The organism is Amycolatopsis sp. NPDC005003 (assembly GCF_053600695.1).
In genome coordinates this window covers 324,296-347,086 of record NZ_JBSGAI010000002.1, presented here as the reverse complement: position 1 = coordinate 347,086, position 22,791 = coordinate 324,296, and the positions used below count along the sequence as shown (strand labels likewise).

Genomic DNA, 22,791 nt, shown 5'->3' with positions numbered 1-22,791 from the left:
ACCTCTCAAGGGAGACCCATGCTCCGCAGACTGCGGCGGCCCATGGCCGTGCTCGCCGCTTTGGCGCTGTGCTCCGCCGTCCCCATCGCGGCGGCGCCGGCCGCCGCGGCCGACACCGACCCGGCCCTCGCGGGGCACTGGACGTTCGACGACGGCAGCGGGACGACCGCGGCCGACACCGCGGGCAGCCACCCCGCGACGCTGAACGGTGGCGCGGGCTGGGGCCCGGGCATCCGCGGCGGCGCGTTGACGACCGACGGGGCGAACGGCTTCGCCGACGCCGGCGCGGGTGTGCTGGACACGACCAAGAGCTTCTCGGTGAGCAGCTGGGTGAAGCTGGACAAGACGTCCGGCTACCAGACGTTCGTGAGCGTCGACGGCACCCAGGTGAGCAACTTCTTCCTGCAGTTCCGGGACGACTCCCGCCGGTTCGCCTTCACCCGCCTGGCCGGCGACGCGCCGACCGACGGCGTCGTGGCGGGCGCGAACTTCGACCCGGTCGCGGGCCAGTGGTACCAGCTGACCGGGGTGTACGACGCGAGCGCGTCGACTCTGTCGCTGTACGTCGACGGCACCCGCCAGGCCACCGTCGCCGCGCCGACGGCGTGGGCGGGCACCGGGCACCTGGTGATCGGCCGCGGCAAGTACGGCGGCAACCCGGTGGACTTCGTCGACGGCACGATCGACGACGTCCGCGCCTACTCGGGCGCCCTGACCGCGGCCGACACCGCCCGCCTGGCCATCGCCGGGCACTGGGGCCTCGACGAGGGCACCGGCACCACGACCGCGGACGACTCCCTCGACGCGCGCACCGCCACCCTGACCGGGGGAGCGGCCTGGGGCGACGGCGTCGTCGGCGCGCACGGCGTCGCCCTGAACGGCACCGACGCCGCGGTCGACGTCCCGGCGCCGGTCGTGGACACCGCGCAGAGCTTCTCGGTGTCGGCGTGGGTGAAGCCCACCGCGGCGGGTGGCTTCCGCACCGCGGTGAGCGTGGACGGCAGCACCATCAGCGGCTTCTACCTGCAGCGCGCGGCCGACGGCCGGTTCGCCTTCACGCGCCGCGCGGGCGACGGTGACACCGCTTCGTCCTCGGCGGTGTCGACGCTGCCCGCGCAGGCCGGCCAATGGCAGCACGTGGTGGGCGTCTACAACCGGGCAGCCCGCACGCTTTCCCTGTACGTCAACGGGACTCTGCAGCAGAGCGTCCCGTTCACCACGCCGTGGACCGCGGCCGGGCACCTGGAGATCGGCCGCGGCAAGTGGGCGGGCAGCCCCGCCGACTGGTTCGACGGCGGCATCGACGACGTCCGCGCGTACCCGACCCCGCTGACCGCCTCCGCCGTCGCCGGGCTGGCCGCCAGCGGCTCGTGGCACTTCGACGAGGGCGCCGGCACGGTCGCCCGCGACGCCTCGGCGAACGCCGCGGACGGCACGCTGAAGGGCGCGACCTGGACCGCCGGGGCGGCCGGCAAGGCCGTCCAGTTCGACGGCAAGTCCACTGTGGACATAGGGACGTCGCCCGCGTTCGACACCGGGACCGGCTCGCTGGCACTGGCCGCGTGGTTCCGGACCACCGCGTCCGGCACCCTGGTCGACCACGGTGACGGCTACGCGCTCGGCGTCACCGGCGGCAAGCTCACCGCCCGCGTCGGCACGATCCAGGTGACGACCACCGGCGGCGGGCTCGCCGACGGCAACTGGCACCACGCCGCACTGGTCCTCGACCGCGCGTCGCAGCGGCTCACCGTCTACGCGGACGGCGACGCGGCCGTGCTCACCAGCACCTGCGGTACCCCCACCGGCACGACCCTCGACGTCTCCGCCTGCCCGGCCTCGGGCACCGCGGCGGCGCCGTTCACCGTCGGCTCCGGGTTCACCGGCGCCGTCGACGAGGTCGAGCTGCGCCGCTTCCCGCTGACCGCGGCCCAGATCGGCACCCTCGCCGGGGCCAACCAGCTGGCCGTCGACGCCAACGTCGTCCGCGCCAACACCCGGCCGACGACGTACGGCTCGATCCTCGAGGACATCAGCCACTCGGTCGAAGGCGGGCTCTACGCCGAACTCGTGCGCAACCGCACCTTCAAGGAGGGCTACCAGCCCGGCAGCGGCGCGGGCAACACGCCGGTGCCGTACTGGTCGCTGCTCACCTCGGCGGGCGCGGCCGGGACCTACTCGGTCGACACCGCGAACCCGCTGAACACCGCGCTCGACCGCTCGCTCAAGCTGCACGCGGACACCGTCCCGGCCGCCGGCCGGGTTGCCGCCGCGAACGTCGGCTTCTACGGTATCGCGGCGAAGCCGTCCACGAAGTACACCGGCAGCTTCTTCGCCAAGGGCAGCTGGAAGGGCGCGGTGCGGGTCAGCCTGGAGAAGCCGGACGGCACCGTGCTGGCGAGCAAGGACGTCCAGCCGGTCGGCGACGCGTGGGCGCAGCAGGCCTTCAGCTTCACCACGTCGTCGACGATCACCGCCTCCACCGACAACCGGATCGTCGTCTCCCTGGTCAACAAGGGCAAGACGGCACTGAGCGGTGACGCCTGGTTCCAGCAGGTCTCGCTGTTCCCGCCGACCTTCAAGAACCGGCCCAACGGCGTCCGCGCCGACCTCGGGCAGAAGCTCGCCGCGATGAAGCTCGGCCTGTTCCGGGTCCCGGGCGGCAACTACCTCGAGGGCAACACGCTCGACACCCGCTTCGAGTGGAAGAAGACGATCGGCAAGCTCGAAGAGCGGCCCGGCCACCAGAACACCGCGTGGGGCTACTGGTCCACCGACGGCTTCGGCATCCTCGACTACCTGAAGCTGGCCGAGGACATCGGCGCCCAGCCGCTGCTCGCGCTGTTCGCCGGCTACACCCTCAACGGCCAGCACGTCGACCAGGCCGACTACCCGCAGTACGTCCAGGAGGCCCTCGACGAGATCGAGTACGCCATCGGCGACAGCTCCACGACGTGGGGCGCCAAGCGGATCGCCGACGGGCACCCGGCGCCGTTCGACCTGCACTACGTCGAGGTCGGCAACGAGGACTGGTTCGACGGCTCGGGCAGCTACGCCTGGCGCTTCACGGACATGTACAACGCCATCAAGGCGAAGTACCCGCAGCTGACCGTCATCGCCACCACCGGCGGCCTGCAGGGCGGGACGGCGTCGAGCACCTCGACGGGCGTGCGCCCGGACGCGGCGGACGACCACTACTACCAGTCGCCGCAGTGGTTCACCGACAACTCGACCCGCTACGACACCGCCGACCGCAGCGGCCCGGACCTCCTCGTCGGCGAATACGGCGCCCAGGACGGCCGGCCCACCGGCACCCTGGCCGCCGCCATCGGCGAGGCCGCGTTCCTCACCGGGCTCGAACGCAACAGCGACGTGGTCATCGGCTCGATGTACGCGCCGGTGCTGGTGCAGGAGAACCAGTCCAACTGGCCGGTCAACCTGATCGGCTTCGACGCTCGCACGAGCTACGCCTCGCCGTCGTACTGGGTGCAGCAGATGTTCTCCAGCACCCTCGGCAAGCAGATCGTCACCAGCCGCCTGAACCAGGGCAGCCCCCTGCGCCAGGTGGTCAACGTGACCACGAAGAGCGGAAGGAAGACCTTTACGGTCAAACTCGTCAACCCCACCGGTCAGGTGCAGACCGCCCGGCTTTCGCTCACCGGCGTCACCGCCGTCGACGGCACCGGGACACTCACCACACTCACCGGCGATCCGGCGGGGCGCAACAGCCTCGCCGCGCCGACCGCCATCGTGCCGCAGACCAGGGAGATCACCGGGCTGGCCGCGACGTCGAAGCTGACGCTGCCGGCCAACTCGGTGACGACGCTGGTCCTCACCGGCCGCTAAGACCCCGGGACGCGGCGCGTACACCGCCGCCCGCGCCGCGTCCCGGTCACCAACCAGGAGGGAAGACACCGTGGGAGAACCACTCACCGTCGGCGTCGACTTCGGCACCCTGTCCGGCCGCGCGGTGGTCGTGCGCGTGGCTGACGGGGCCGAACTCGGCTCCGGCGTCTTCGAGTACCCGCACGGGGTGCTCGACGAGACACTGCCCGCCACGGGCCGCGCGCTGCCGCCGGAATGGGCGCTGCAGGTGCCGGCGGACTACGTCGGCGTGCTGCGCAACGCCGTCCCGGCGGCGCTGCGGGACGCCGGCGTCGACGCGGCCGACGTCGTCGGGATCGCCACCGACTTCACCGCGTGCACGATGGTGCCGACGACCGCGGACGGGACGCCGCTGTGCGAACTGCCCGAGTTCGAAGGCAACCCGCACGCGTACGTGAAGCTCTGGAAGCACCACTCGGCGCAACCGCAGGCCGTGCGGATCAACGAGCTGGCGCGCACCCGCGGCGAGAAGTGGCTCCCGCGCTACGGCGGGCTCATCTCTTCGGAGTGGGAGTTCGCCAAGGGCCTCGAGGTGTTCGAAGAGGCGCCCGAGGTCTACGCCGCCATGCGGCACTGGGTGGAGGCGGCCGACTGGATCGTCTGGCAGCTCACCGGCAGCTACGTCCGCAACGCCTGCACCGCCGGGTACAAGGGCATCCTGCAGGACGGCCAGTACCCGAGCCGCGACTTCCTCCGCGAGCTCGCCCCCGGCTTCGAGGACTTCGTGGCCGACAAGCTGGAGCACCCGCTGGGCCAGCTGGGGTCCCGCGCGGGTTCGCTGACCGCGGAGGCCGCGGCCTGGACCGGGCTGCCCGAGGGCATCGCGGTCGCGGTCGGCAACGTCGACGCGCACGTCACCGCCCCCGCCGCCCAGGCCGTCGAGCCCGGGCAGATGGTGGCGATCATGGGCACCTCGACCTGCCACGTGATGAACGGCGGCGAGCTGCACGAGGTCCCCGGCATGTGCGGCGTCGTCGAAGGCGGCATCGTGCCCGGGCTCTGGGGGTACGAGGCGGGCCAGAGCGGTGTCGGCGACATCTTCGGCTGGTTCGTCGAGCACTTCGCCGATGCCTCGCACGAGGAGCTCACCCGGCTCGCGGCCCAGCAGGAGATCGGCGAACACGGCCTGATCGCGCTCGACTGGCACAGCGGCAACCGGTCGGTGCTGGTCGACCACGAGCTGTCCGGCGTGATCGTCGGGCAGACGCTGGCCACCCGCGCTCAGGACGTCTACCGCGCCCTGCTGGAGGCCACCGCCTTCGGCACCCGGAAGATCATCGAGACGTTCAACGCCGCCGGCGTCCCGGTCACCGAGCTGATCATCGCGGGCGGCCTGGCGAAGAACGCGCTGCTCATGCAGATCTACGCCGACGTCACCAACCTGCCGCTGTCGGTGATCGGCTCGGCGCAGGGCCCCGCGCTCGGGTCGGCCATCCACGCGGCCGTCGCCGCCGGGGCCCACGCGGACATCCGCGCGGCCGCCGCCGCGATGGGTTCGGTCGAGCGGGCGGTGTACCGGCCGGTGCTCGCCCACGTCGTCGCCTACGACGAGCTGTACGCGGAATACACGCAGCTGCACGACTACTTCGGCCGCGGCGGCAACGATGTCATGCACCGCCTGGCGGCCCGCCGCCGCGAAGTCGCGAAAGGACGGTCCTGATGTCGCTGACCGGTGAAGTGCTCGACACCGTCGCCGAACTGCGCGAGACGGTGGCGAAGCTGCACGGCGAGCTGACCCGCAACGAGCTGGTCATCTGGACCGCGGGCAACGTCTCGGCCCGCGTCCCGGGCCGGGACCTGCTGGTCATCAAGCCCTCGGGCGTGTCCTACGACAACCTGTCCGCGGACACGATGGTCGTCACCGACCTGCACGGGGAGCTCGTCGAAGGCGACCTCGCGCCGTCGTCGGACACCGCCGCGCACGCCTACGTCTACCGGCACATGCCGGAGATCGGCGGCGTCGTGCACACCCACTCGACCTACGCCACGGCGTGGGCGGCCCGCGGCGAGCCGATCCCGTGCGTGCTGACGATGATCGCGGACGAGTTCGGCGGGGAGATCCCGATCGGGCCGTTCGCCCTGATCGGCGACGACTCCATCGGCCGCGGCATCGTCGAAACGCTTCGCTCCAGCCGCTCGCCGGCGGTGCTGATGCGCAACCACGGCCCGTTCACCGTCGGCCGCACCGCGCGCGACGCGGTCAAGGCCGCGGTGATGGTCGAGGACGTGGCCCGCACCGTCCACAAGGCCTTCGAGCTCGGCACGCCCGAACCCCTCCCGCCCGAGGACGTCGACCGGCTCTACGCCCGGTACCAGAACGTCTACGGCCAGCACTGATCTTCCAAGGAGAACGATGACGCGCGCGTCGAAACCCGAAGTCTGGTTCCTCACCGGCAGCCAGGGCCTCTACGGTGAGGAGACCCTGGAGCAGGTGGCCGGCCAGTCCCTGCGCATCCAGCAGCTGCTGGCCGCCTCCGGCGGGCTGCCCGCCGAGATCGTCGGCAAGCCGGTGCTGACCGAGGCCTCCGCCATCCGGCGGGTGCTGCAGGAGGCCAACGCCGACGCTTCGTGCGTGGGGGTGATCGCCTGGATGCACACCTTCTCGCCCGCGAAGATGTGGATCACCGGCCTGGACGCCCTGCGCAAGCCGCTGCTGCACCTGCACACGCAGCTCAACGAGGCGCTTCCGTGGGCCACCATCGACATGGACTTCATGAACCTCAACCAGGCCGCGCACGGCGACCGGGAGTTCGGGTTCATCCAGACCCGCCTCGGCGTGCCGCGCAAGACCGTGGCCGGGCACGTGTCCGACCCGGCGGTGGTCGCGCGGATCGACGCGTGGGTGCGCGCCGCGATCGGCGCCGACCACCTGCGCAACCTGCGGCTGGCCCGGTTCGGCGACAACATGCGCGACGTCGCCGTGACCGAAGGCGACAAGGTCGAGGCCGAGCTGCGGTTCGGCGTCTCGGTCAACACCTACGGGGTCAACGACCTGGTCGAGCTGGTTGATAGTGTGTCCGAAAAGGACACAGTGGACTCGCTGGTGGGGCGTTACGCCGATGAATACAACGTTGTGCCGGACCTGGCGGCCGGGGGAGCGCGGCACGAGTCGCTGCGCTACGCGGCCAGGATCGAAGCCGGGCTGCGGAAGTTCCTCACCGACGGCGGGTTCGGCGCGTTCACCACGAACTTCGAGGACCTCGGCGGGCTGCGGCAGCTGCCCGGCCTCGCGGTGCAGCGGCTGATGGCCGACGGCTACGGCTTCGGCGGCGAGGGCGACTGGAAGACCTCGGCGCTGCTCGCCGCGGTCAAGGCGATGAGCGTGGGCCGCGAGCGCGGCACGTCGTTCATGGAGGACTACACCTACCACTTCGGACCCGGCAAGCCGAAGATCCTCGGCGCGCACATGCTGGAGGTCTGCCCGAGCATCGCCGCCGCGAAGCCGTCCTGCGAGATCCACGCGCTGGGCATCGGCGGCCGCGAGGACCCGGTCCGGCTGGTGTTCGACGCCGCCCCCGGCCCCGGTGTCGTGCTCGGCCTGGTCGACCTCGGCGACCGGTTCCGGCTGGTGGCCAACGAGATCGACGTCGTCGCGCCGGACGAGCCGCTGCCGAACCTGCCGGTCGCGCGGGCGGTCTGGGAGCCGGCGCCCTCGCTGGCGACGTCCGCGGAGTCGTGGATCACCGCGGGCGGCCCGCACCACACCGTGCTCACCCAGGCCGTGAGCACGGAGACCCTGCGCGACTTCGCGAATCTGCTCGGAGTAGAACTGCTGGTCATCGACAAGGACACGACCCCGCACGACTTCGCCGATCGCATCCGCTGGAACCAGGCCTACCACCGGCTCGCCCAAGGTTTCTGACGCCGCACCTTCACGTGAAAGTGCGGGGTCGTTGAGAAAGGAAGAAAGAACGATGAAGTTCACCAGAGGAATCGCGGCCCTCGCCGCGGCGGGGCTCGCGCTCACGCTGTCCGCGTGCGGCTCGAGCCAGAAGACCGCGGACCAGACGGCCGCGCCCGGCGCCGGAGCCGAGGGCGGCCTGGTCGGCGTCACTATGCCGACGAAGTCGTCGGAACGCTGGATCCACGACGGCGACAACATCAAGGCCGCCCTGGAGAAGCTCGGCTACAAGGTCGACCTCCAGTACGCCGAGAACGACATCCCCACCCAGGTGAACCAGATCGAGAACCAGATCACCAAGGGCGCCAAGCTCCTGGTCATCGCCTCGATCGACGGCACCGCCATCACCACCCAGCTGCAGGAAGCGGCCGACAAGAAGATCCCGGTCATCGCCTACGACCGGCTGATCCGCAATTCACCGAACGTCGACTACTACGCCACCTTCGACAACTTCAAGGTCGGCGTCGAGCAGGCGAACTCGCTGGTCAAGGGCCTGGGTGACGGCGCCGGTCCGTTCAACATCGAGCTGTTCGCCGGTTCGCCGGACGACAACAACGCGACCTTCTTCTTCAACGGCGCGATGTCCGTCCTCAAGCCCCTGATGGACAGCGGCAAGCTGGTCGTCAAGAGCGGCCAGACCGACTTCGCCCGCGCGGCGATCCTGCGCTGGGACCCGGCCACCGCGCAGCGGCGCATGGAAGACCTCCTCACCAAGACCTACACCGGTGGCGCGAAGGTCCAGGGTGTGCTCTCGCCGTACGACGGCCTGTCGATCGGCATCCTGTCGGCGCTGAAGAGCAACGGCTACGGCACCGCCGGCCAGCCGTACCCGATCGTCACCGGGCAGGACGCCGAGGTCGCCTCGGTCAAGTCCATCATCGCCGGTGAGCAGTACTCGACGATCTTCAAGGACACCCGCAAGCTCGCCGACACCACCGTCAAGATGGCCGACGCGGTGCTCAAGGGCGGCAAGCCCGAGGTCAACAACACCAAGGACTACGACAACGGCAAGAAGGTCGTCCCGTCCTACCTGCTGCAGCCGGTCACCGTGGACAAGACGAACTACCAGAAGGAACTCGTCGACTCGGGCTACTACACGGCAGGTCAGCTGAAATGACCGAACTGCTCGGCATGCGCGGGATCACCAAGACCTTCCCCGGGGTCAAGGCGCTGTCGGACGTCAATCTTTCCGTGCGCCGCGGGGAGATCCACGCGATCTGCGGGGAGAACGGCGCCGGGAAGTCCACCCTGATGAAGGTGCTCTCGGGCGTCTACCCCCACGGGACGTACGACGGCGAGATCACCTTCGACGGGCAGCGGTGCGAGTTCGGGTCGGTGCGCGACAGCGAACGGCGCGGGATCGTGATCATCCACCAGGAACTCGCGCTGTGCGGCCAGTTGTCGATCGCGGAGAACATCTTCCTCGGCAACGAGCAGCAGAAGCGGGGCTGGGTCGACTGGAACCGCACCAACCACGAGGCCGACGCGCTGCTCAAGCGCGTCGGCCTCGCCGAAAACGCCACGCGGGCGGTGCAGGAACTCGGTGTCGGCAAGCAGCAGCTCGTCGAGATCGCCAAGGCACTGTCCAAAGAGGTCAAGCTGCTGATCCTCGACGAGCCCACCGCGGCGCTCAACGACGACGACTCGGCCCACCTGCTCGAGCTGCTGCGCGGGCTGCGGGACGACGGCGTCACGTGCGTGATCATTTCGCACAAGCTCGGCGAGGTGACGGCGATCGCCGACACCGTCACGATCCTGCGTGACGGCAAGACGATCGAAACGCTCGACGCGGCGGGGCTGACGGAAGAGCGCATCATCACCGGGATGGTCGGCCGCGACCTCGAGCACCGGTTCCCGCCGCGGGAGCCGGACATCGGCGAAGAGGTGCTGCGGATCGAGGACTGGACCGTGCACAGCCCCACCCAGGCCGGGCGGGTCGTCGTCGACCGCGCGTCGCTAACGCTCCGGCGCGGGGAGATCGTCGGCCTGGCCGGGCTGATGGGCGCGGGCCGCACCGAACTCGCGATGAGCGTGTTCGGCCGCTCGTGGGGCAAGGACATCTCCGGCCGGATCATCAAGCACGGCAAGGAGATCGAGGTCCGGTCGGTGCAGGAGGCCGTCCGCCACGGCATCGCCTACGCCACCGAGGACCGGAAGCGCTACGGGCTCAACTTGATCGAGGACATCCAGCGCAACGTGTCCGCGGCCGGGCTGGGCAAGCTGGCCAAGCGCGGCTGGGTCAACGAGCACGCCGAGCACGACACCGCGAACCGCTACCGTCGTGATCTGCGGATCAAGGCCCCGAGCGTGCAGAGCGTGACCGGCAAGCTCTCCGGCGGCAACCAGCAGAAGGTCGTGCTGGCCAAGTGGATCTTCACCGATCCGGACGTGCTGATCCTGGACGAACCGACCCGCGGCATCGACGTGGGCGCGAAGTTCGAGATCTACACGATCATCAACGAGCTGGCCGCCCAGGGGAAGGCCGTCCTGGTCATCTCCTCCGAGCTGCCGGAGCTGCTCGGGCTCTGCGACCGGATCTACGCGCTTTCGGCGGGGCGGATCACCGGCGAGGCCAAGCGCGAAGAAGCCACTCAGGAACTGCTGATGCAGTACATGACTAAGGAACGGGAATGACCACGACCGAAGCGCGGCCCGCCGTGCCCCCGGTTGAGCGCTCCAAGCGGAGGATCTCGATCAACCCGCGCCAGAGCGGCATCTACGTCGCGTTCGCGCTGATCGTGGTGCTGTTCGAGGTGCTCACCGGCGGCGCGCTGCTGGAACCGCAGAACATCTCCAACATCATCGTGCAGAACAGTTACGTGCTGATCCTCGCGATCGGGATGATCCTGGTGATCATCTCCGGGCACATCGACCTGTCCGCCGGGTCGGTGGTCGCGATGACCGGCGCGGTGTCGGCGGTGCTGATGGTGAACTCGCACGTGCCGTGGTTCCTGGCGGTGCTGATCACCCTCGTCGTCGGCGCGGCGATCGGCGCGTGGCAGGGCTACTGGGTCGCCTACTTCGGCATCCCGGCGTTCATCGTGACGCTGGCCGGCATGCTGGCGTTCCGGGCGCTGACCCTGACCGTCCTGGGCAACCAGGGCATCGGCCCGTTCCCGGACGCGATCCGCACGCTGTCCAACGGCTTCACCGACGGCTACCTGGGCAACATCGGCCTCGGCCCGCTCGGCGGCGCCGACCTGGTGTCGCTGCTCGCCGGCGTCGCCGCGGTGGCCGGGATCGTGTTCACCCAGTGGCGCAAGCGGATGGGCCGGCTGGGCTACGGCCAGGACGTCGACCCGTTCGGGATCTTCGTGCTGAAGCTGGCCGGCATCGCGGTGCTGGTGCTGGCGCTCGTGGTGCAGCTGGCCCGGTTCAAGAACCTGCCGTGGGTGCTGATCCTGCTGGCGGCGCTGGTGCTCGGCTACTCGCTGGTGGCCGGGAAGTCGGTGTTCGGCCGGCACATCTACGCCGTGGGCGGCAACCTGCAGGCCGCGACGCTCTCGGGCGTCAAGGTCAAGCAGGTGACGTTCTGGATCTTCGTCAACATGGGCGTCCTGGCGGCGCTGGCGGGCATCATCTTCGCCGGCCGGCTCAACCAGGCGGGCCCGACGGCGGGCGTCAACTTCGAGCTCGACGCGATCGCGGCGGCGTTCATCGGCGGCGCGGCGGTCCAGGGCGGCGTCGGCAAGGTGGTCGGCGCGATCACGGGCGGCCTGATCATGGCGGTGATCAACAACGGCATGTCCCTGATCGGCGCCCCGAGCGAGCGGGTGATGCTGGTGAAGGGCGTGGTCCTGCTGGCCGCGGTGGCGTACGACATCTGGACCAAGCGCCGCGCGGCTTCCTGAGCCGGGTGGGTTTTCGAGGGGGCCTCTCCCGTTCGCGGGCGGGGCCCCCTCCGCCGTCGACACACGTGATTGAAGGGTCGACACGAGGGCCGCGCCGGGTTCCGGCGCGGCCCTCGTCGGTCACTGGTTGCAGCGCTTGCCGGTGTTGATGCAGTTGACGACCTGGTTCATCAGGCGCTGGCCCATGACGTTGGCGAAGTCGTCGTGGTCCGAGCGCGGGTTGTGCTTCTCCTGGGCGAAGGCGTCCACTTTGTACTGGCCCTTGACCTGGATGTTCCGCGGGATGTTGTAGACCAGCTTGATCACCAGCTGGGGCACGTTCTGGAAGCCCTTCGGGCACTTGCCCTGCTGGTCGGCGAACACGATGTGCGTGCGGTGGTTGGCGCTGTCGATGTTCTTGCCGTCCCAGCAGTTCGGGAAGGCGTGGATGCGCTCCACCTTGCTGTTCTGCGGGCAGATCGGGTAGTGGTCGGTGAGCCGGTCCTCGAAGCCGGTGCAGGTCCAGCTGGGCCGGGCGTTGGCCGGGCCGTTGGTGCTCTGCTTGGCGTCGCCGTACAGGATCCTGAGGAACTGCGGCATCGCGACGACCTTGCTCGCGCCGCCGCTGGTGAAGGTGATCGTCGCCGACTGGACGCGCTGGATCTCGCCGTCGTTGTCGCCGACCTCGTTCTTGTCGTTGACGCCGGGCAGTTCCGCCGGCTGGCCGTTGCTGTTCTGGCCGCCGTTGTCGAGGCCGCCCTTGCCGTTCTGCTTGAGCGCGCACTGCGCGAGCCCGCCGAGGTTGGTCGGCTTCGCGGCCCGGCGGCCGATCGCGATGGCGATCCGGTCGATGGTGGCCGCCCGCTTGTCCTTCAGCGGGCCGACGACGGCGTTCTGGATGTCCTGCGGGGTCTTCAGGTCGCCGTTCGCGATCCGCTGGTTGGCCTCGTCGATCTGCTTGTCGAGCAGGTCGAGGTTGCGGTTCACCTCGTCCATGGCCTGGTCCGGGACGTCGGGCAGCTTGCTCGCGACGTCCGGGCAGTCGACCTGCGCGCTCGCCTTGTCCTTGGCGCTGCCGGCGCGGTCGGGCTGCTTGGCCGGCGGGTTCTTCTCGGCGTCGCCGGTGTCGATGCGGACGACGGGCCAGAAGTAGGCGGACTTGTCGCCGTTCTTGCAGGTGGTGCCGGCCTTGACGAGGCTCTTGTTGTTGGAGTCGGCGTTGGTGGAGAGGTTGCCGACGTAGTCGTGCAGGTGCTGGGCACCGTTCTTGATCCCGGGCTGGGCGATGAAGTTGTCCGGGTTGAAGTGCTGGTTTTCGTTGCGGCCGCAGTCCACGGTGAACGTGCCGCGAGCGCCCTTCTGCTGCAGCGCCTTGTTCACGTTGATGCCGGAGGGGACCTTCGCGATGTCGATGAAGAACGACGGGTCGGCCTCGTCGGCGCTCGCCTCGCCGGTGCGCCCGACGGTGGTCGCGACGACGATGCCGCCGACGGCCAGCGCGAGAGCCAGGCCGCCGGTCGCGATCTTCGTGCGGCGGGTGATGCGATGTCTGCCCGTGGCGGGGGTGCGGGAAGTATTCCGGGCCATGTTCACCTCGTTCGGTTGTCCGGGCACGCCGAAATAGCCCTGCGTACCCGGTCTGGAGACGCGCGGAACCCGGGGAGTGAGCATCGGGCGCGGGTATCGGGGGAACCCGCCCGGTGTCACTGGTTCCGGCATTGGGGGGAACGGACCCGGTTCAGGACCGGTTCAAGCCGCGATCCCGCCGTTACCTTTTCGTTATTTATGGAAGGTGAACAAAGTTCACGTCCGACCCTGTGATCGCTAACATCGACCCATGCCCGTGGACGACGCAGGTCCCGACGGCCCGTTCCGCGCGCGGCCCGTCCAGCGCCGGGGCACGCTGGGGGTGATCGCGACCGGCGCGTCGGCGTCGGGCCCGGTGTTGCACGGTCTCCGCGCGGCCGCCCGCGAGCAGGAGTACGTGCTCAGTGTCTTCAGCGTGTCGGGCAAGAGCGGCGCGGCCGTGCTCGCCGCGGTGGCCGGCCTGCAGCTGCAGGGGGTGGCCGGGATCGTGGTGCTCGACGGGCACCTGCTGGCCGAGCTGGCCCCGGTCGCCGGTATCCCGCTGGTGCCCGCGGCGTCGACCGACCAGTACGCGGGCGCCCGCCGGGCCACCGAGCACCTCCTGCAGCTCGGCCACCCGACGGTCTGGCACCTCGGCGGCCCGGAGGAAGGCCCGGTGGCCCGCGCCCGCGAGCGCGGCTGGCGCGAGACGCTCGAACGCCACGGCGCGGAGGTCCCCCCGGTGGTCCGCGGCGACTGGTCCGCCCGGTCGGGGTTCCGGGCCGGCCAGTCCCTGGCGGTCGAATCCGGCGTGGGCGCGGTGTTCTCGGCGAACGACCACATGGCACTGGGGCTGCTGGCGGCGTTCGCGGAGGCGGGCATGCGAGTCCCGCGCGACGCCCACGTCGTCGGCTTCGACGACGTCCCCGAGGCGGCGTACTTCGCCCCGCCGCTGACGACGGTCCGCCAGGACTACCTGGCGGCGGGCCGCCGGACACTGGCGACGCTGGCGGCCCGGATCGACGGCGTGGCGACGCCGGCCTGGGGAACGGTCGAGGCCGAGCTGGTCGTGCGGGAGAGCAGCCGTTGCCTCAAGGGCGCCTGAGCCACCTCCGGCGCCGCACCCGGGTTCGGCTCGCTTCGCCGGGGACGCGGAGTTCCGCGGTGCGGCTTTCACCGGCAACGCCAGGTTTTGCGGGAACACCGAGTTCCGCGGCGCCGGCTTCGCGCAGCCGCCTCGCGTCGCCGCCGGCCAGTTCCCGGGTGGCGTCCCGCCGGAACTGTCCGGGGTGACCGTTCCCGGGTGAGCGCGAGCCGGGCCGCCGCCATCCCGCGCAGCGCCGGGTTGGGGCGGCGCTCCACGTCGCCGCCGATCTGCAGGGCCGGGAACCGCTTTCCCAGCTGTTCGAGCAGCACGGTCATCTCGAGCCGCGCCAAGGCCGCGCCGAGGCACAGGTGCAGGCCGTGGCCGAAGAACAGCCCGCGGCCGCCGTCGCGGGTGATGTCGAAGCGGTCCGGGTCGGCGAAGCGCGCGGGGTCCCGGTTCGCCGCTCCGGAGAGGATCACCACGGCTTCGTCCGCCGGGATCTCCCGGCCGTCGAGCATCGCCGGCCGGGCGGCCGCGCGCTGGCTCATCTGGGCGGCCCCGTCCCACCGCAGGATCTCCTCGACCGCGCCCGCCGCCAGCCCTGGATCGCCGGCGAGCAGGGTGAACTGGTCCGGGTGGGTCAGCAACGCGTGGATGCCGTTGCCGAGCGCGCCCGCGGTGGTCTCGTAGCCGCCGCCGAACAACACCAGCAGCGCGTTGAGCACCTCCTCCTCGGACATGAGCTCGGCGCCGGTGGCGGGCCGGGACAGGAGCGCGGAGGTCAGGTCGTCGCCGGGTTCCGCGCGCCGCAGGGCGATCAGCTCCACGAAATAGGCCCGGTATTCGACGGCGGCCGCGTCGACCTCGGCGCGCAGGTCGGGCGACATCGCGGGATCCATCTGCTTGCCGATCAGGTCGGTGACGCGGCGAAGCCGGTCGTGGTCGGCTTCGGGCACGCCGACCAGGTCGCCGATCACGGCCATCCCGAGCGGGTAGAGGACCGTGCCGACGAACTCGGCCGCGGTCCCGTCCGCCGTGGCGTCGGCGAAGCGGTCCAGCACCCGGTCGACGGCCCGGCGGACGGCGGGCTCCAAGGCCTGGACGCGCCGGACGGTGAAGTCGCGCACGAGCAGGCGGCGCTCGCGCGTGTGTTCCGGCGGGTTCTTCCACGGCAGGAGGTCGGTCAGCATGGCCATCGCGGCGTTGTCGCGCCAGCCGGGCCGGTGCCGGTCACGCCACTCGGCGTCCAGCACCCGGAAGGTGTCGCCGTCGGCGAGCACCTGCTGGCAGTCCGCGAACCGGCTGACGACCCAGCCGTCGAAGACTTCGCTGTGGAAGATCGGCGTCTCTTCGCGGAGCTGCGCGTAGATCGGGTACGGATCGGCGAGCCCGGCCGGGGTGGACAGGGACAGCAAAGCCTGGTCGGCGGCTGCGGACACGGGTGCTCCCTCCGGTGGCGAACAGCGGTGCCCGCAGTCTTCTCCCCGGCGCCGGTTCCGGGGCAGGGGTGCGGACCCGGCTTCACCCGGATGGCAGCGCTTTCGGGCGGCGGCACGCCGCGTCAGAGCTTCAGGCGGTCGCCGAGTCCGCGGACGTGGTCCGCGCCGCCGCAGCCGAGGTCGAGCTGGCGGCGGCGTTCCGCGACGAACGCCCGGCCCAGCCCCGTCCGGTCCGAAGTGGACATACTCCGGCGCAGTTCGTTCAGCAGCCCGCGTTCCTCGCCACGGACGTGGGCGTCCACGGCGTTTTCCAAGCGCAGCAACGCCTTTTCGAAGTCGTCGCCGTCCAGGACCGCCAGCAGGTCCTCGGCGAACGGCTCACCCGCCGCCTCCGGACGGACGATCCGCTCGGTCGCCGTCGCGTGGGCGACGAGCAGCGCCGAAAGCTCCGCCACCAGCGCGGGCCGGTCGGCCTCGCTGTTGCGCAGGTCGCGCAGCAGCTGCTCGAACCGGCGGTGGTCGGCCAGCAGCACCTCGACCAGGTCCGAACCCGGCGCCGCCGCGGCGGGGGCCGGGCGCATCCAGCCGAACGTCAGCTCCACCGCCTGGCGCCAGTGCGCGTACTCGGAGTCGCGGCGGGCCGGGTCCATCGCCGGCAGCCACTGGCCGGCCCGGTGCCAGTTGCGCCGTAGCCCCTCCAGATCCGGCCAGTACCCGACGGACAGCCCGGCCGCGTAGGCCGCGCCGAGCGACACCGTCTCCGCCACCATCGGGCGCACCACCGGGACGTCGAGGACGTCGGCGATGAACTGCATCAGCAGGTTGTCCGCGGTCATGCCGCCGTCGACCTTCAACGTCGAGAGCGCCAGCCCCGAGTCGGCGTTCATGGCGTCGACGACTTCCCGGGTCTGCCAGCCGGTCGCCTCCAGCACCGCCCGCGCGAGGTGGCCCTTCGTGATGTACGACGTCAGCCCGGCGATCACCCCGCGTGCCTCGCTGTGCCAGTGCGGCGCGAACAGGCCGGAGAACGCGGGCACGATGTAGCAGCCGCCGTTGTCCTCGACCGTCCGGGCGAGGGTCTCGATCTCGGGCGCGCTGCCGATCAGCTCCAGGCCGTCGCGGAACCACTGCACCAGGGACCCGGTGACGGCGATCGACCCTTCGAGGGCGTACACCGCGGGCTCGTCGCCGATCTTGAAGCCGACCGTGGTGAGCATCCCGTGGGTGGACAGCACCGGCGTCGGGCCGGTGTTGAGCAGCAGGAAGCTGCCGGTGCCGTACGTGCACTTCGCCTCGCCGGGCGCGAAGCAGGTCTGGCCGAACAGCGCCGCCTGCTGGTCGCCCAGCGCCGCCGCGATCCGGATGCCGGGGACCACGCGGGACGTCGTGCCGTAGACCTCCGTCGACGACCGGATCTCCGGCAGCATCGCCTTCGGGACGTCGAAGAACTCCAGGAGCTCGTCGTCCCAGCTGAGCGTGCGCAGGTTCATCAGCATCGTGCGCGAGGCGTTGGTGACGTCGGTGACGTGCACACCGCCCTCGGCGCCGCCGGTCAGGTTCCAGATCAGCCAGCTCTCGATGGTGCCGAAGAGGACGTCGCCGCGTTCGGCGCGCTCGCGCAGCCCCGGCGTGCGTTCGAGCAGCCAGCGGATGCGCGGCGCGGAGAAGTACGTGGCCAGGGGGAGCCCGCACAGCTTCCGCACGCGGTCGGCGCCGGGTTCGCGGGCGAGCTGTTCGAGCATGGCGTCGGTGCGGGTGTCCTGCCAGACGATCGCCCGCCCGACCGGGTTGCCGGTGCGCCGGTCCCAGAGGACGGTCGTTTCCCGCTGGTTGGCGATCCCGAGCCCGACGACCTGTTCGGCGGTCGCGCCGGCGTCGGCGAGGGCCTGCGGGACGATCCGCGAGAGGTTCCGCCAGATCTCGGTCGCGTCGTGCTCGACCCAGCCGGGCCGCGGGAAGTGCTGCTGGTGTTCCCGCTGCACGACGGAGACGAGCCGGCCGCGGGCGTCGAACAGGATGCACCGGGTGGAGGTGGTGCCCTGGTCGATGGACATCACGTACCGCTGGACCATCGTCCTCCCTTCACCATCGGGACGCCCCGAGGTCGCGGGACACCGCACGCGCCGCGTCGCGGACCTGGGTCAGCAGTCTCGGGCTCGGGCCGCCGTCGGGCTCGCAGATCCGCTCGGCCGCGCCCGACACCCCGATCGCGCCCACCACGATGCCGCCGTGGCCGCGGATCGGGGCCGCGATCCCGGCCTCGCCGGCGATCATCTCGCCGTTCTCGACCGCCCAGCCCGCCTCCCGTACCTTCGCACACGCCCGCTTGATCGCCGTCTGGGTGACCAGGGTGCGGCGCGTGTACGGCTCCGGGGTCGCCTTCAGCGTCGTGTCGTAGGCCAGCAGGACCTTCCCCAGCGCCGTCGCGTGCAGCGGCAGCAGCGTGCCGACGTCGAGGGTCTGCAGGCTGTCGTCCGGGCGGAACACGTGGTGCACGACGAGCACCCGGCCCTCCAGGGGCGCACCGATCCGGACCGCCTCGCCGCTGCGGGCGGCCAGCGCGTCCGCCCAGTTGATCGCCCGGGACCGCAGCTCGTTGACGTCCAGGTAGCTCGTGCCCAGGTGCAGCAGGGCCGCGCCGAGCTGGTACTTGCCCGTGTCGCGGTCCTGCTCGACGAACCCGACGCCCTGCAGCGTGCGCAGGATCCCGTGCGCGGTGCCCTTCGCCAGTTCGAGCGACTCGGCGATCTCGCCGACGCCCAGGCGCCCCGAGCCGCGCGCCAGCAACCGCAGGATCGCGGCGGCGCGCTCGATGGACTGGATCGGACCGGGCACGGCGCGACCCTAACCCGACCGGCCCTGATTCGACAATGTCGAACATCCACTCGGAGCGTTCGACAATGCCGACCGTCGTCCGTTGACCCTCCCGACCCGCGAACTTAACTTTCCTTCACCAATAGGGGGACAAGGTCCTTTGTGGAGGAAAGCAATGGTGCGAAGCCTCAAGGCCCGTGGACTCGCCGGCGAGCTGGCCGCCGAGTTCGTGGGGACGATGATCCTCATCCTGTTCGGGTGCGGGGTGGTGGCGCAGGTCGTCGCCGCGGGCATCGGGGACCACGACAGCATCGCCTGGGCCTGGGGCCTGGGCGTCACCCTGGGTGTGTACGTCGCTTCGCGGATCAGCGGCGCGCACCTGAACCCGGCCGTGACCATCGCGCTCGCGGTGTTCAAGGGCTTCGAATGGCGGAAGGTCGCCCCCTACGCCCTGGCCCAGACCGCCGGCGCGTTCCTCGCCGCCATGCTGGTGCGCTGGAACTACACCGAGGTCCTCAACGCCAAGGACCCCGGCCTCACCATCAAGACCCAGGGTGTGTTCTCCACCCTTCCGGGTAACGGCACGCTGCCTGTCGGTGACTGGGGCGCCTTCCGCGACCAGATCATCGGCACCGCCATCCTCGTCCTGGTGATCTTCGCGATCACCGACCTGCGCAACACCGCCCCGGCCGCGAACCTCGCCCCGGTCGTCGTCGGCTTCCTCGTCGTCGCCATCGGCATGGCCTGGGGCACGAACGCCGGCTACGCGATCAACCCCGCCCGCGACTTCGGCCCGCGCCTCGCGTCCTGGCTGACCGGCTACGACACCGCGTTCACCGACCAGTACGGGTTCCCGTACTGGTGGATCCCGATCGTGGCGCCGGTCATCGGCGCGGTCATCGGCGGCGCGATCTACAAGTACCTGATCGAGCGGCACCTGCCCGCCGACGCCCCGCTGGACAGCATGCCCGCCAAGGACCTCGAGCCCGCCAACTGAGTAGGAGCCAGACCATGCCGGACTTCGTCGGTGCCGTGGACCAGGGCACGACCAGCACCCGCTTCATGATCTTCGACCACGGCGGCAACGAGATCGCCCGCCACCAGCTCGAGCACGAGCAGATCCTCCCCAAGCCGGGCTGGGTCGAGCACGACGCCACCGAGATCTGGGAGCGCACCCGCTCGGTCATCGCGACCGCACTCAACAAGGCCAACCTGACAGTCAACGACCTGGCCGCACTGGGCATCACCAACCAGCGCGAGACCACCGTGGTGTGGAACCGCCGCACCGGCCGCCCGTACGGCCACGCGATCGTCTGGCAGGACACGCGCACCGACCGGATCGCCTCCGCGCTGGAGCGCGAGGGCAAGGGCGACATCATCCGCCGCAAGGCCGGCCTGCCGCCCGCCACCTACTTCTCCGGCGGCAAGCTGCAGTGGATCCTCGAGAACATCCCGGGTGTGCGCGAGGACGCCGAGAAGGGTGACGCCCTGTTCGGCACCACCGACTCGTGGCTCATCTGGAACCTCACCGGCGGCCCGGACGGCGGCGTGCACGTCACCGACCCGACCAACGCCTCCCGCACCATGCTGATGGACCTCGAGACCCTCGACTGGGACGACGAGCTGCTTTCGTTCTTCAACGTCCCGCGGCAGATGCTCCCGGCGATCCGGCCGTCGTCCAACCCGGGCTTCGGCACCACCCGCGCGGACGGGCCGCTCGGCGGCGAGGTCGCCATCACCGGCGTCCTCGGCGACCAGCAAGCCGCCACCGTCGGCCAGGTCTGCTTCCGGCCCGGCGAGGCCAAGAACACCTACGGCACCGGCAACTTCCTGCTCCTCAACACCGGCCAGGAGCTGGTCCGCTCGCAGCACGGCCTGCTGACGACGTTGTGCTACCAGTTCGGCGACGACAAGCCGGTCTACGCGCTGGAAGGCTCGATCGCCGTCACGGGTTCCGCGGTGCAGTGGCTGCGCGACCAGCTCGGCATCATCAGCGGCGCGGCCCAGAGCGAGAGCCTGGCCCGCCAGGTCGAGGACAACGGCGGCGTCTACTTCGTCCCGGCGTTCTCCGGCCTGTTCGCGCCGTACTGGCGCTCCGACGCCCGCGGCGCGATCGTCGGCCTCACCCGCGCCACGACGAACGCCCACATCGCGCGGGCCACCCTCGAAGCGATCTGCTACCAGACCCGCGACGTCGTCGAGGCCATGCAGAACGACTCGGGCGTCACGCTCGACGTGTTGCGGGTGGACGGTGGCGTCACCGCCAACGAGCTGTGCATGCAGCTGCAGGCGGACATCCTCGGCGTGCCGGTGTCGAAGCCGGTCGTGGCCGAGACCACCGCGCTGGGCGCCGCGTACGCGGCCGGGCTGGCCGTCGGCTTCTGGAAGTCGACCGACGAGCTCGAGCAGAACTGGAACGAGGACAAGCGCTGGACGCCGTCGTGGAGCGACGAACAGCGCGCCGAGGGCTACGCGGGCTGGCAGAAGGCCGTGGGCCGCACGCTCGACTGGGTCGACGTGCAGTGACCATGAGGAGGAACACCGTGACCCCGCTTTCCCCGCAGTACCGCGCGGACACGCTGCGGAAGCTGGTCGACGAAGAGGTCGACGTGCTCGTCGTCGGCGGGGGAGTCACCGGGGCCGGCGTCGCGCTCGACGCCGCGTCCCGGGGGCTGTCGACCGCGCTGGTCGAGGCCCGCGACTTCGCCGCCGGCACGTCGAGCCGGTCGTCCAAGCTGATCCACGGCGGCCTGCGCTACCTGGAGCAGCTGGACTTCAAGCTGGTGCGCGAGGCCCTCAAGGAGCGCGGGCTGCTGCTGCAGACACTGGCCCCGCACCTGGTGCGGCCGGTCAGGTTCCTCGTCCCGCTGCAGCACCGGGTGTGGGAGCGCGGCTACATCGGCGCCGGCGTCACGCTGTACGACACCCTCGGCGGCGCCCGCGCGCTGCCGCGGCACCGGCACCTGTCCAAGAAGGGCGCCTTCAAGGCGGCCCCGGCGCTCGCGGACGACGCGCTGATCGGGGCGATCCAGTACTACGACGCCCAGGTCGACGACGCCCGCCACACGATGACGATCGCCCGGACGGCCGCCGAGCAAGGCGCTTCGGTGCTCACCCGGGCTCGCGTCACTTCGCTGCTTCGCGACGGCGAGCGCGTCGTCGGGGCGAAGGTCGTCGACCGCGAGAGCGGGATCGCATTCGAGATCCGCGCTCGCACGGTGGTCGCCGCGACCGGCGTGTGGAGCGACGACATGGCGGAGGCGGCCGGCATTCCGGCGCCGTTCACCGTCCGCGCGTCGAAGGGCATCCACCTGGTGGTGCCGCGGGAGAAGATCGACCTGGACACCGGGCTGATCCTGCGCACCGAGAAGAGCGTGCTGTTCGTCATCCCGTGGGGGCGCCACTGGATCGTGGGCACCACCGACACCGAGTGGGACCTCGACCGCGAGCACCCGGCGGCGAGCCGGGCGGACGTCGACTACGTGCTCGAGCACCTCAATGCCGTCCTGCGTACCCCCGTGACGCACGACGACATCGAGGGCGTGTACGCCGGGCTCCGCCCGCTGCTGGCGGCGAAGGCGGCCGCGACGACCAAGCTGTCGCGGGAGCACGCGGTGGCGCACCCGGTGCCGGGCCTGGTCATCGTGGCCGGCGGCAAGTACACGACGTACCGGGTGATGGCCGCCGACGCGGTCGACGTCGCGGTGGCGGAGGTGGGCCGCCCGGCCCCGCCGTCGTGGACCGACCGGCTCCCGATCGTCGGCGCCGAGGGCTACCACGAGCTGTGGGAGGACCGGTTCGCCGTGGCCGCGAAGGCGGGGCTGCCGCTGACCCGCGTCGAGCACCTGCTGCAGCGGTACGGGACGCGGATCTGGAACCTCCTCGAGCTGATCGAGGCGGATCCCGCGCTCCGGGAGCCGATCACGGAGAGCTCGGAGTACCTCCGCGTGGAGGCGGTGTACGCGGTCTCCCACGAGGGTGCGCTGCACCTCGAGGACGTCCTGACGCGGCGGACGCGCATCTCGATCGAGGAGCGCGACCGCGGCGTGGCCGCGGCGCCCGTCGTGGCCGCGCTGATGGCCCCGCTGCTGGGCTGGGATTCGCACCGCACGGACCGTGAGGTGGCGAACTACCTGGCCCGCGTCGAAGCGGAGCGCTCGGCACAGGAAGCCCCGGACGACGCGGCGGCGAACGCCACCCGCCTCGCGGCCCCGGCGCTGCTGCCGGGCTAAACCGGTCACCGCCGTCGCGCGTGGACACCCCGGAACCCAC

At 70.9% G+C, this 22,791-nt stretch carries 15 protein-coding genes; 11 read left to right on the top strand and 4 right to left on the bottom strand.

The annotated features are described in order from the left end of the window. The first annotated feature begins 18 nt into the window (after positions 1–18). From ACWED2_RS03925 to mmsB, 7 genes are all read left to right on the top strand, one after another. Positions 19–3,843 carry a LamG-like jellyroll fold domain-containing protein gene (locus tag ACWED2_RS03925; RefSeq protein ID WP_449688927.1) on the top strand — a complete coding sequence of 1,275 codons (3,825 nt, stop codon included), beginning with the start codon at positions 19–21 and terminating at the stop codon, positions 3,841–3,843. 70 nt (positions 3,844–3,913) lie between these two features. Then, complete coding sequence (araB, locus tag ACWED2_RS03920; protein WP_449688926.1) at positions 3,914–5,542, top strand: ribulokinase; 1,629 nt, start codon at positions 3,914–3,916, stop codon at positions 5,540–5,542. Further along, the gene (locus ACWED2_RS03915; RefSeq protein WP_086850157.1) at positions 5,542–6,219 is read left to right on the top strand and encodes an L-ribulose-5-phosphate 4-epimerase; all 678 of its coding nucleotides are present in this window, start codon (positions 5,542–5,544) and stop codon (positions 6,217–6,219) included. The genes araB and ACWED2_RS03915 overlap by 1 nt, the downstream gene beginning before the upstream one ends. A 16-nt stretch (positions 6,220–6,235) precedes the next feature. Further along, on the top strand, positions 6,236–7,744 hold the full coding sequence (gene araA / locus ACWED2_RS03910; RefSeq protein ID WP_449688925.1) for an L-arabinose isomerase: 1,509 nt from the start codon (positions 6,236–6,238) through the stop codon (positions 7,742–7,744). A gap of 52 nt (positions 7,745–7,796) precedes the next feature. Further along, on the top strand, positions 7,797–8,900 hold the full coding sequence (chvE, locus tag ACWED2_RS03905) for a multiple monosaccharide ABC transporter substrate-binding protein (RefSeq protein ID WP_449688924.1): 1,104 nt from the start codon (positions 7,797–7,799) through the stop codon (positions 8,898–8,900). Continuing rightward, positions 8,897–10,417, top strand: coding sequence for a multiple monosaccharide ABC transporter ATP-binding protein (gene mmsA / locus ACWED2_RS03900; RefSeq protein WP_449688923.1), 1,521 nt, complete (start codon positions 8,897–8,899; stop codon positions 10,415–10,417). The genes chvE and mmsA overlap by 4 nt, the downstream gene beginning before the upstream one ends. After that, entirely contained in the window at positions 10,414–11,634 is a 1,221-nt protein-coding gene (gene mmsB / locus ACWED2_RS03895; protein ID WP_449688922.1) for a multiple monosaccharide ABC transporter permease, read from the top strand. Before mmsA ends, mmsB begins: the two co-directional genes overlap by 4 nt. A gap of 120 nt (positions 11,635–11,754) precedes the next feature. Here mmsB and ACWED2_RS03890 read toward each other — a convergent pair whose 3' ends face one another. Further along, on the bottom strand, positions 11,755–13,200 hold the full coding sequence (locus ACWED2_RS03890; protein ID WP_449688921.1) for a DUF1996 domain-containing protein: 1,446 nt from the start codon (positions 13,198–13,200) through the stop codon (positions 11,755–11,757). Positions 13,201–13,450: 250 nt separating this feature from the next. On the opposite strand from ACWED2_RS03890, the gene ACWED2_RS03885 reads away from it, so the two are divergent. Next, complete coding sequence (locus ACWED2_RS03885; protein WP_449688920.1) at positions 13,451–14,284, top strand: substrate-binding domain-containing protein; 834 nt, start codon at positions 13,451–13,453, stop codon at positions 14,282–14,284. Between the two features lie 68 nt (positions 14,285–14,352). Here the strand turns inward: ACWED2_RS03885 and ACWED2_RS03880 are convergent, their stop codons facing one another. From ACWED2_RS03880 to ACWED2_RS03870, 3 genes are all read right to left on the bottom strand, one after another. Continuing rightward, positions 14,353–15,705: a cytochrome P450 gene (locus tag ACWED2_RS03880; protein WP_449688919.1), complete on the bottom strand. Its 1,353-nt coding sequence runs from the start codon at positions 15,703–15,705 to the stop codon at positions 14,353–14,355. Positions 15,706–15,827: 122 nt separating this feature from the next. Next, on the bottom strand, positions 15,828–17,777 hold the full coding sequence (glpK, locus tag ACWED2_RS03875) for a glycerol kinase GlpK (RefSeq protein WP_449688918.1): 1,950 nt from the start codon (positions 17,775–17,777) through the stop codon (positions 15,828–15,830). Between the two features lie 10 nt (positions 17,778–17,787). Next, the gene (locus tag ACWED2_RS03870; RefSeq protein ID WP_449688917.1) at positions 17,788–18,540 is read right to left on the bottom strand and encodes an IclR family transcriptional regulator; all 753 of its coding nucleotides are present in this window, start codon (positions 18,538–18,540) and stop codon (positions 17,788–17,790) included. A 154-nt stretch (positions 18,541–18,694) separates the two neighbouring features. Between ACWED2_RS03870 and ACWED2_RS03865 the strand changes: the two genes are divergently transcribed. Genes ACWED2_RS03865 through ACWED2_RS03855 form a run of 3 tightly spaced genes read left to right on the top strand, consistent with a single transcriptional unit; the run spans position 18,695 to position 22,751 of the window. Continuing rightward, positions 18,695–19,516, top strand: a complete 822-nt coding sequence (locus tag ACWED2_RS03865; protein ID WP_449688916.1) for an MIP/aquaporin family protein — start codon at positions 18,695–18,697, stop codon at positions 19,514–19,516. Between the two features lie 14 nt (positions 19,517–19,530). Then, on the top strand, positions 19,531–21,045 hold the full coding sequence (gene glpK, locus ACWED2_RS03860) for a glycerol kinase GlpK (RefSeq protein WP_449688915.1): 1,515 nt from the start codon (positions 19,531–19,533) through the stop codon (positions 21,043–21,045). A gap of 2 nt (positions 21,046–21,047) precedes the next feature. Further along, a complete protein-coding gene (locus ACWED2_RS03855; protein WP_449688914.1) occupies positions 21,048–22,751 on the top strand; it encodes a glycerol-3-phosphate dehydrogenase/oxidase in 1,704 nt (567 codons plus the stop codon). Positions 22,752–22,791: the final 40 nt, after the last annotated feature.

Excerpts from the sequence above, each read along its gene's own strand:
- ACWED2_RS03865 (WP_449688916.1), top strand. The coding sequence starts at position 18,695 with ATGGTGCGAAGCCTCAAGGCCCGTGGACTCGCCGGCGAGCTGGCCGCC.
- ACWED2_RS03855 (WP_449688914.1), top strand. The coding sequence starts at position 21,048 with ATGAGGAGGAACACCGTGACCCCGCTTTCCCCGCAGTACCGCGCGGAC.
- glpK (WP_449688918.1), bottom strand. The coding sequence starts at position 17,777 with ATGGTCCAGCGGTACGTGATGTCCATCGACCAGGGCACCACCTCCACC.
- mmsA (WP_449688923.1), top strand. The coding sequence starts at position 8,897 with ATGACCGAACTGCTCGGCATGCGCGGGATCACCAAGACCTTCCCCGGG.
- mmsB (WP_449688922.1), top strand. The coding sequence starts at position 10,414 with ATGACCACGACCGAAGCGCGGCCCGCCGTGCCCCCGGTTGAGCGCTCC.
- chvE (WP_449688924.1), top strand. The coding sequence starts at position 7,797 with ATGAAGTTCACCAGAGGAATCGCGGCCCTCGCCGCGGCGGGGCTCGCG.
- ACWED2_RS03925 (WP_449688927.1), top strand. The coding sequence starts at position 19 with ATGCTCCGCAGACTGCGGCGGCCCATGGCCGTGCTCGCCGCTTTGGCG.
- glpK (WP_449688915.1), top strand. The coding sequence starts at position 19,531 with ATGCCGGACTTCGTCGGTGCCGTGGACCAGGGCACGACCAGCACCCGC.
- ACWED2_RS03885 (WP_449688920.1), top strand. The coding sequence starts at position 13,451 with ATGCCCGTGGACGACGCAGGTCCCGACGGCCCGTTCCGCGCGCGGCCC.
- ACWED2_RS03890 (WP_449688921.1), bottom strand. The coding sequence starts at position 13,200 with ATGGCCCGGAATACTTCCCGCACCCCCGCCACGGGCAGACATCGCATC.
- ACWED2_RS03915 (WP_086850157.1), top strand. The coding sequence starts at position 5,542 with ATGTCGCTGACCGGTGAAGTGCTCGACACCGTCGCCGAACTGCGCGAG.
- araA (WP_449688925.1), top strand. The coding sequence starts at position 6,236 with ATGACGCGCGCGTCGAAACCCGAAGTCTGGTTCCTCACCGGCAGCCAG.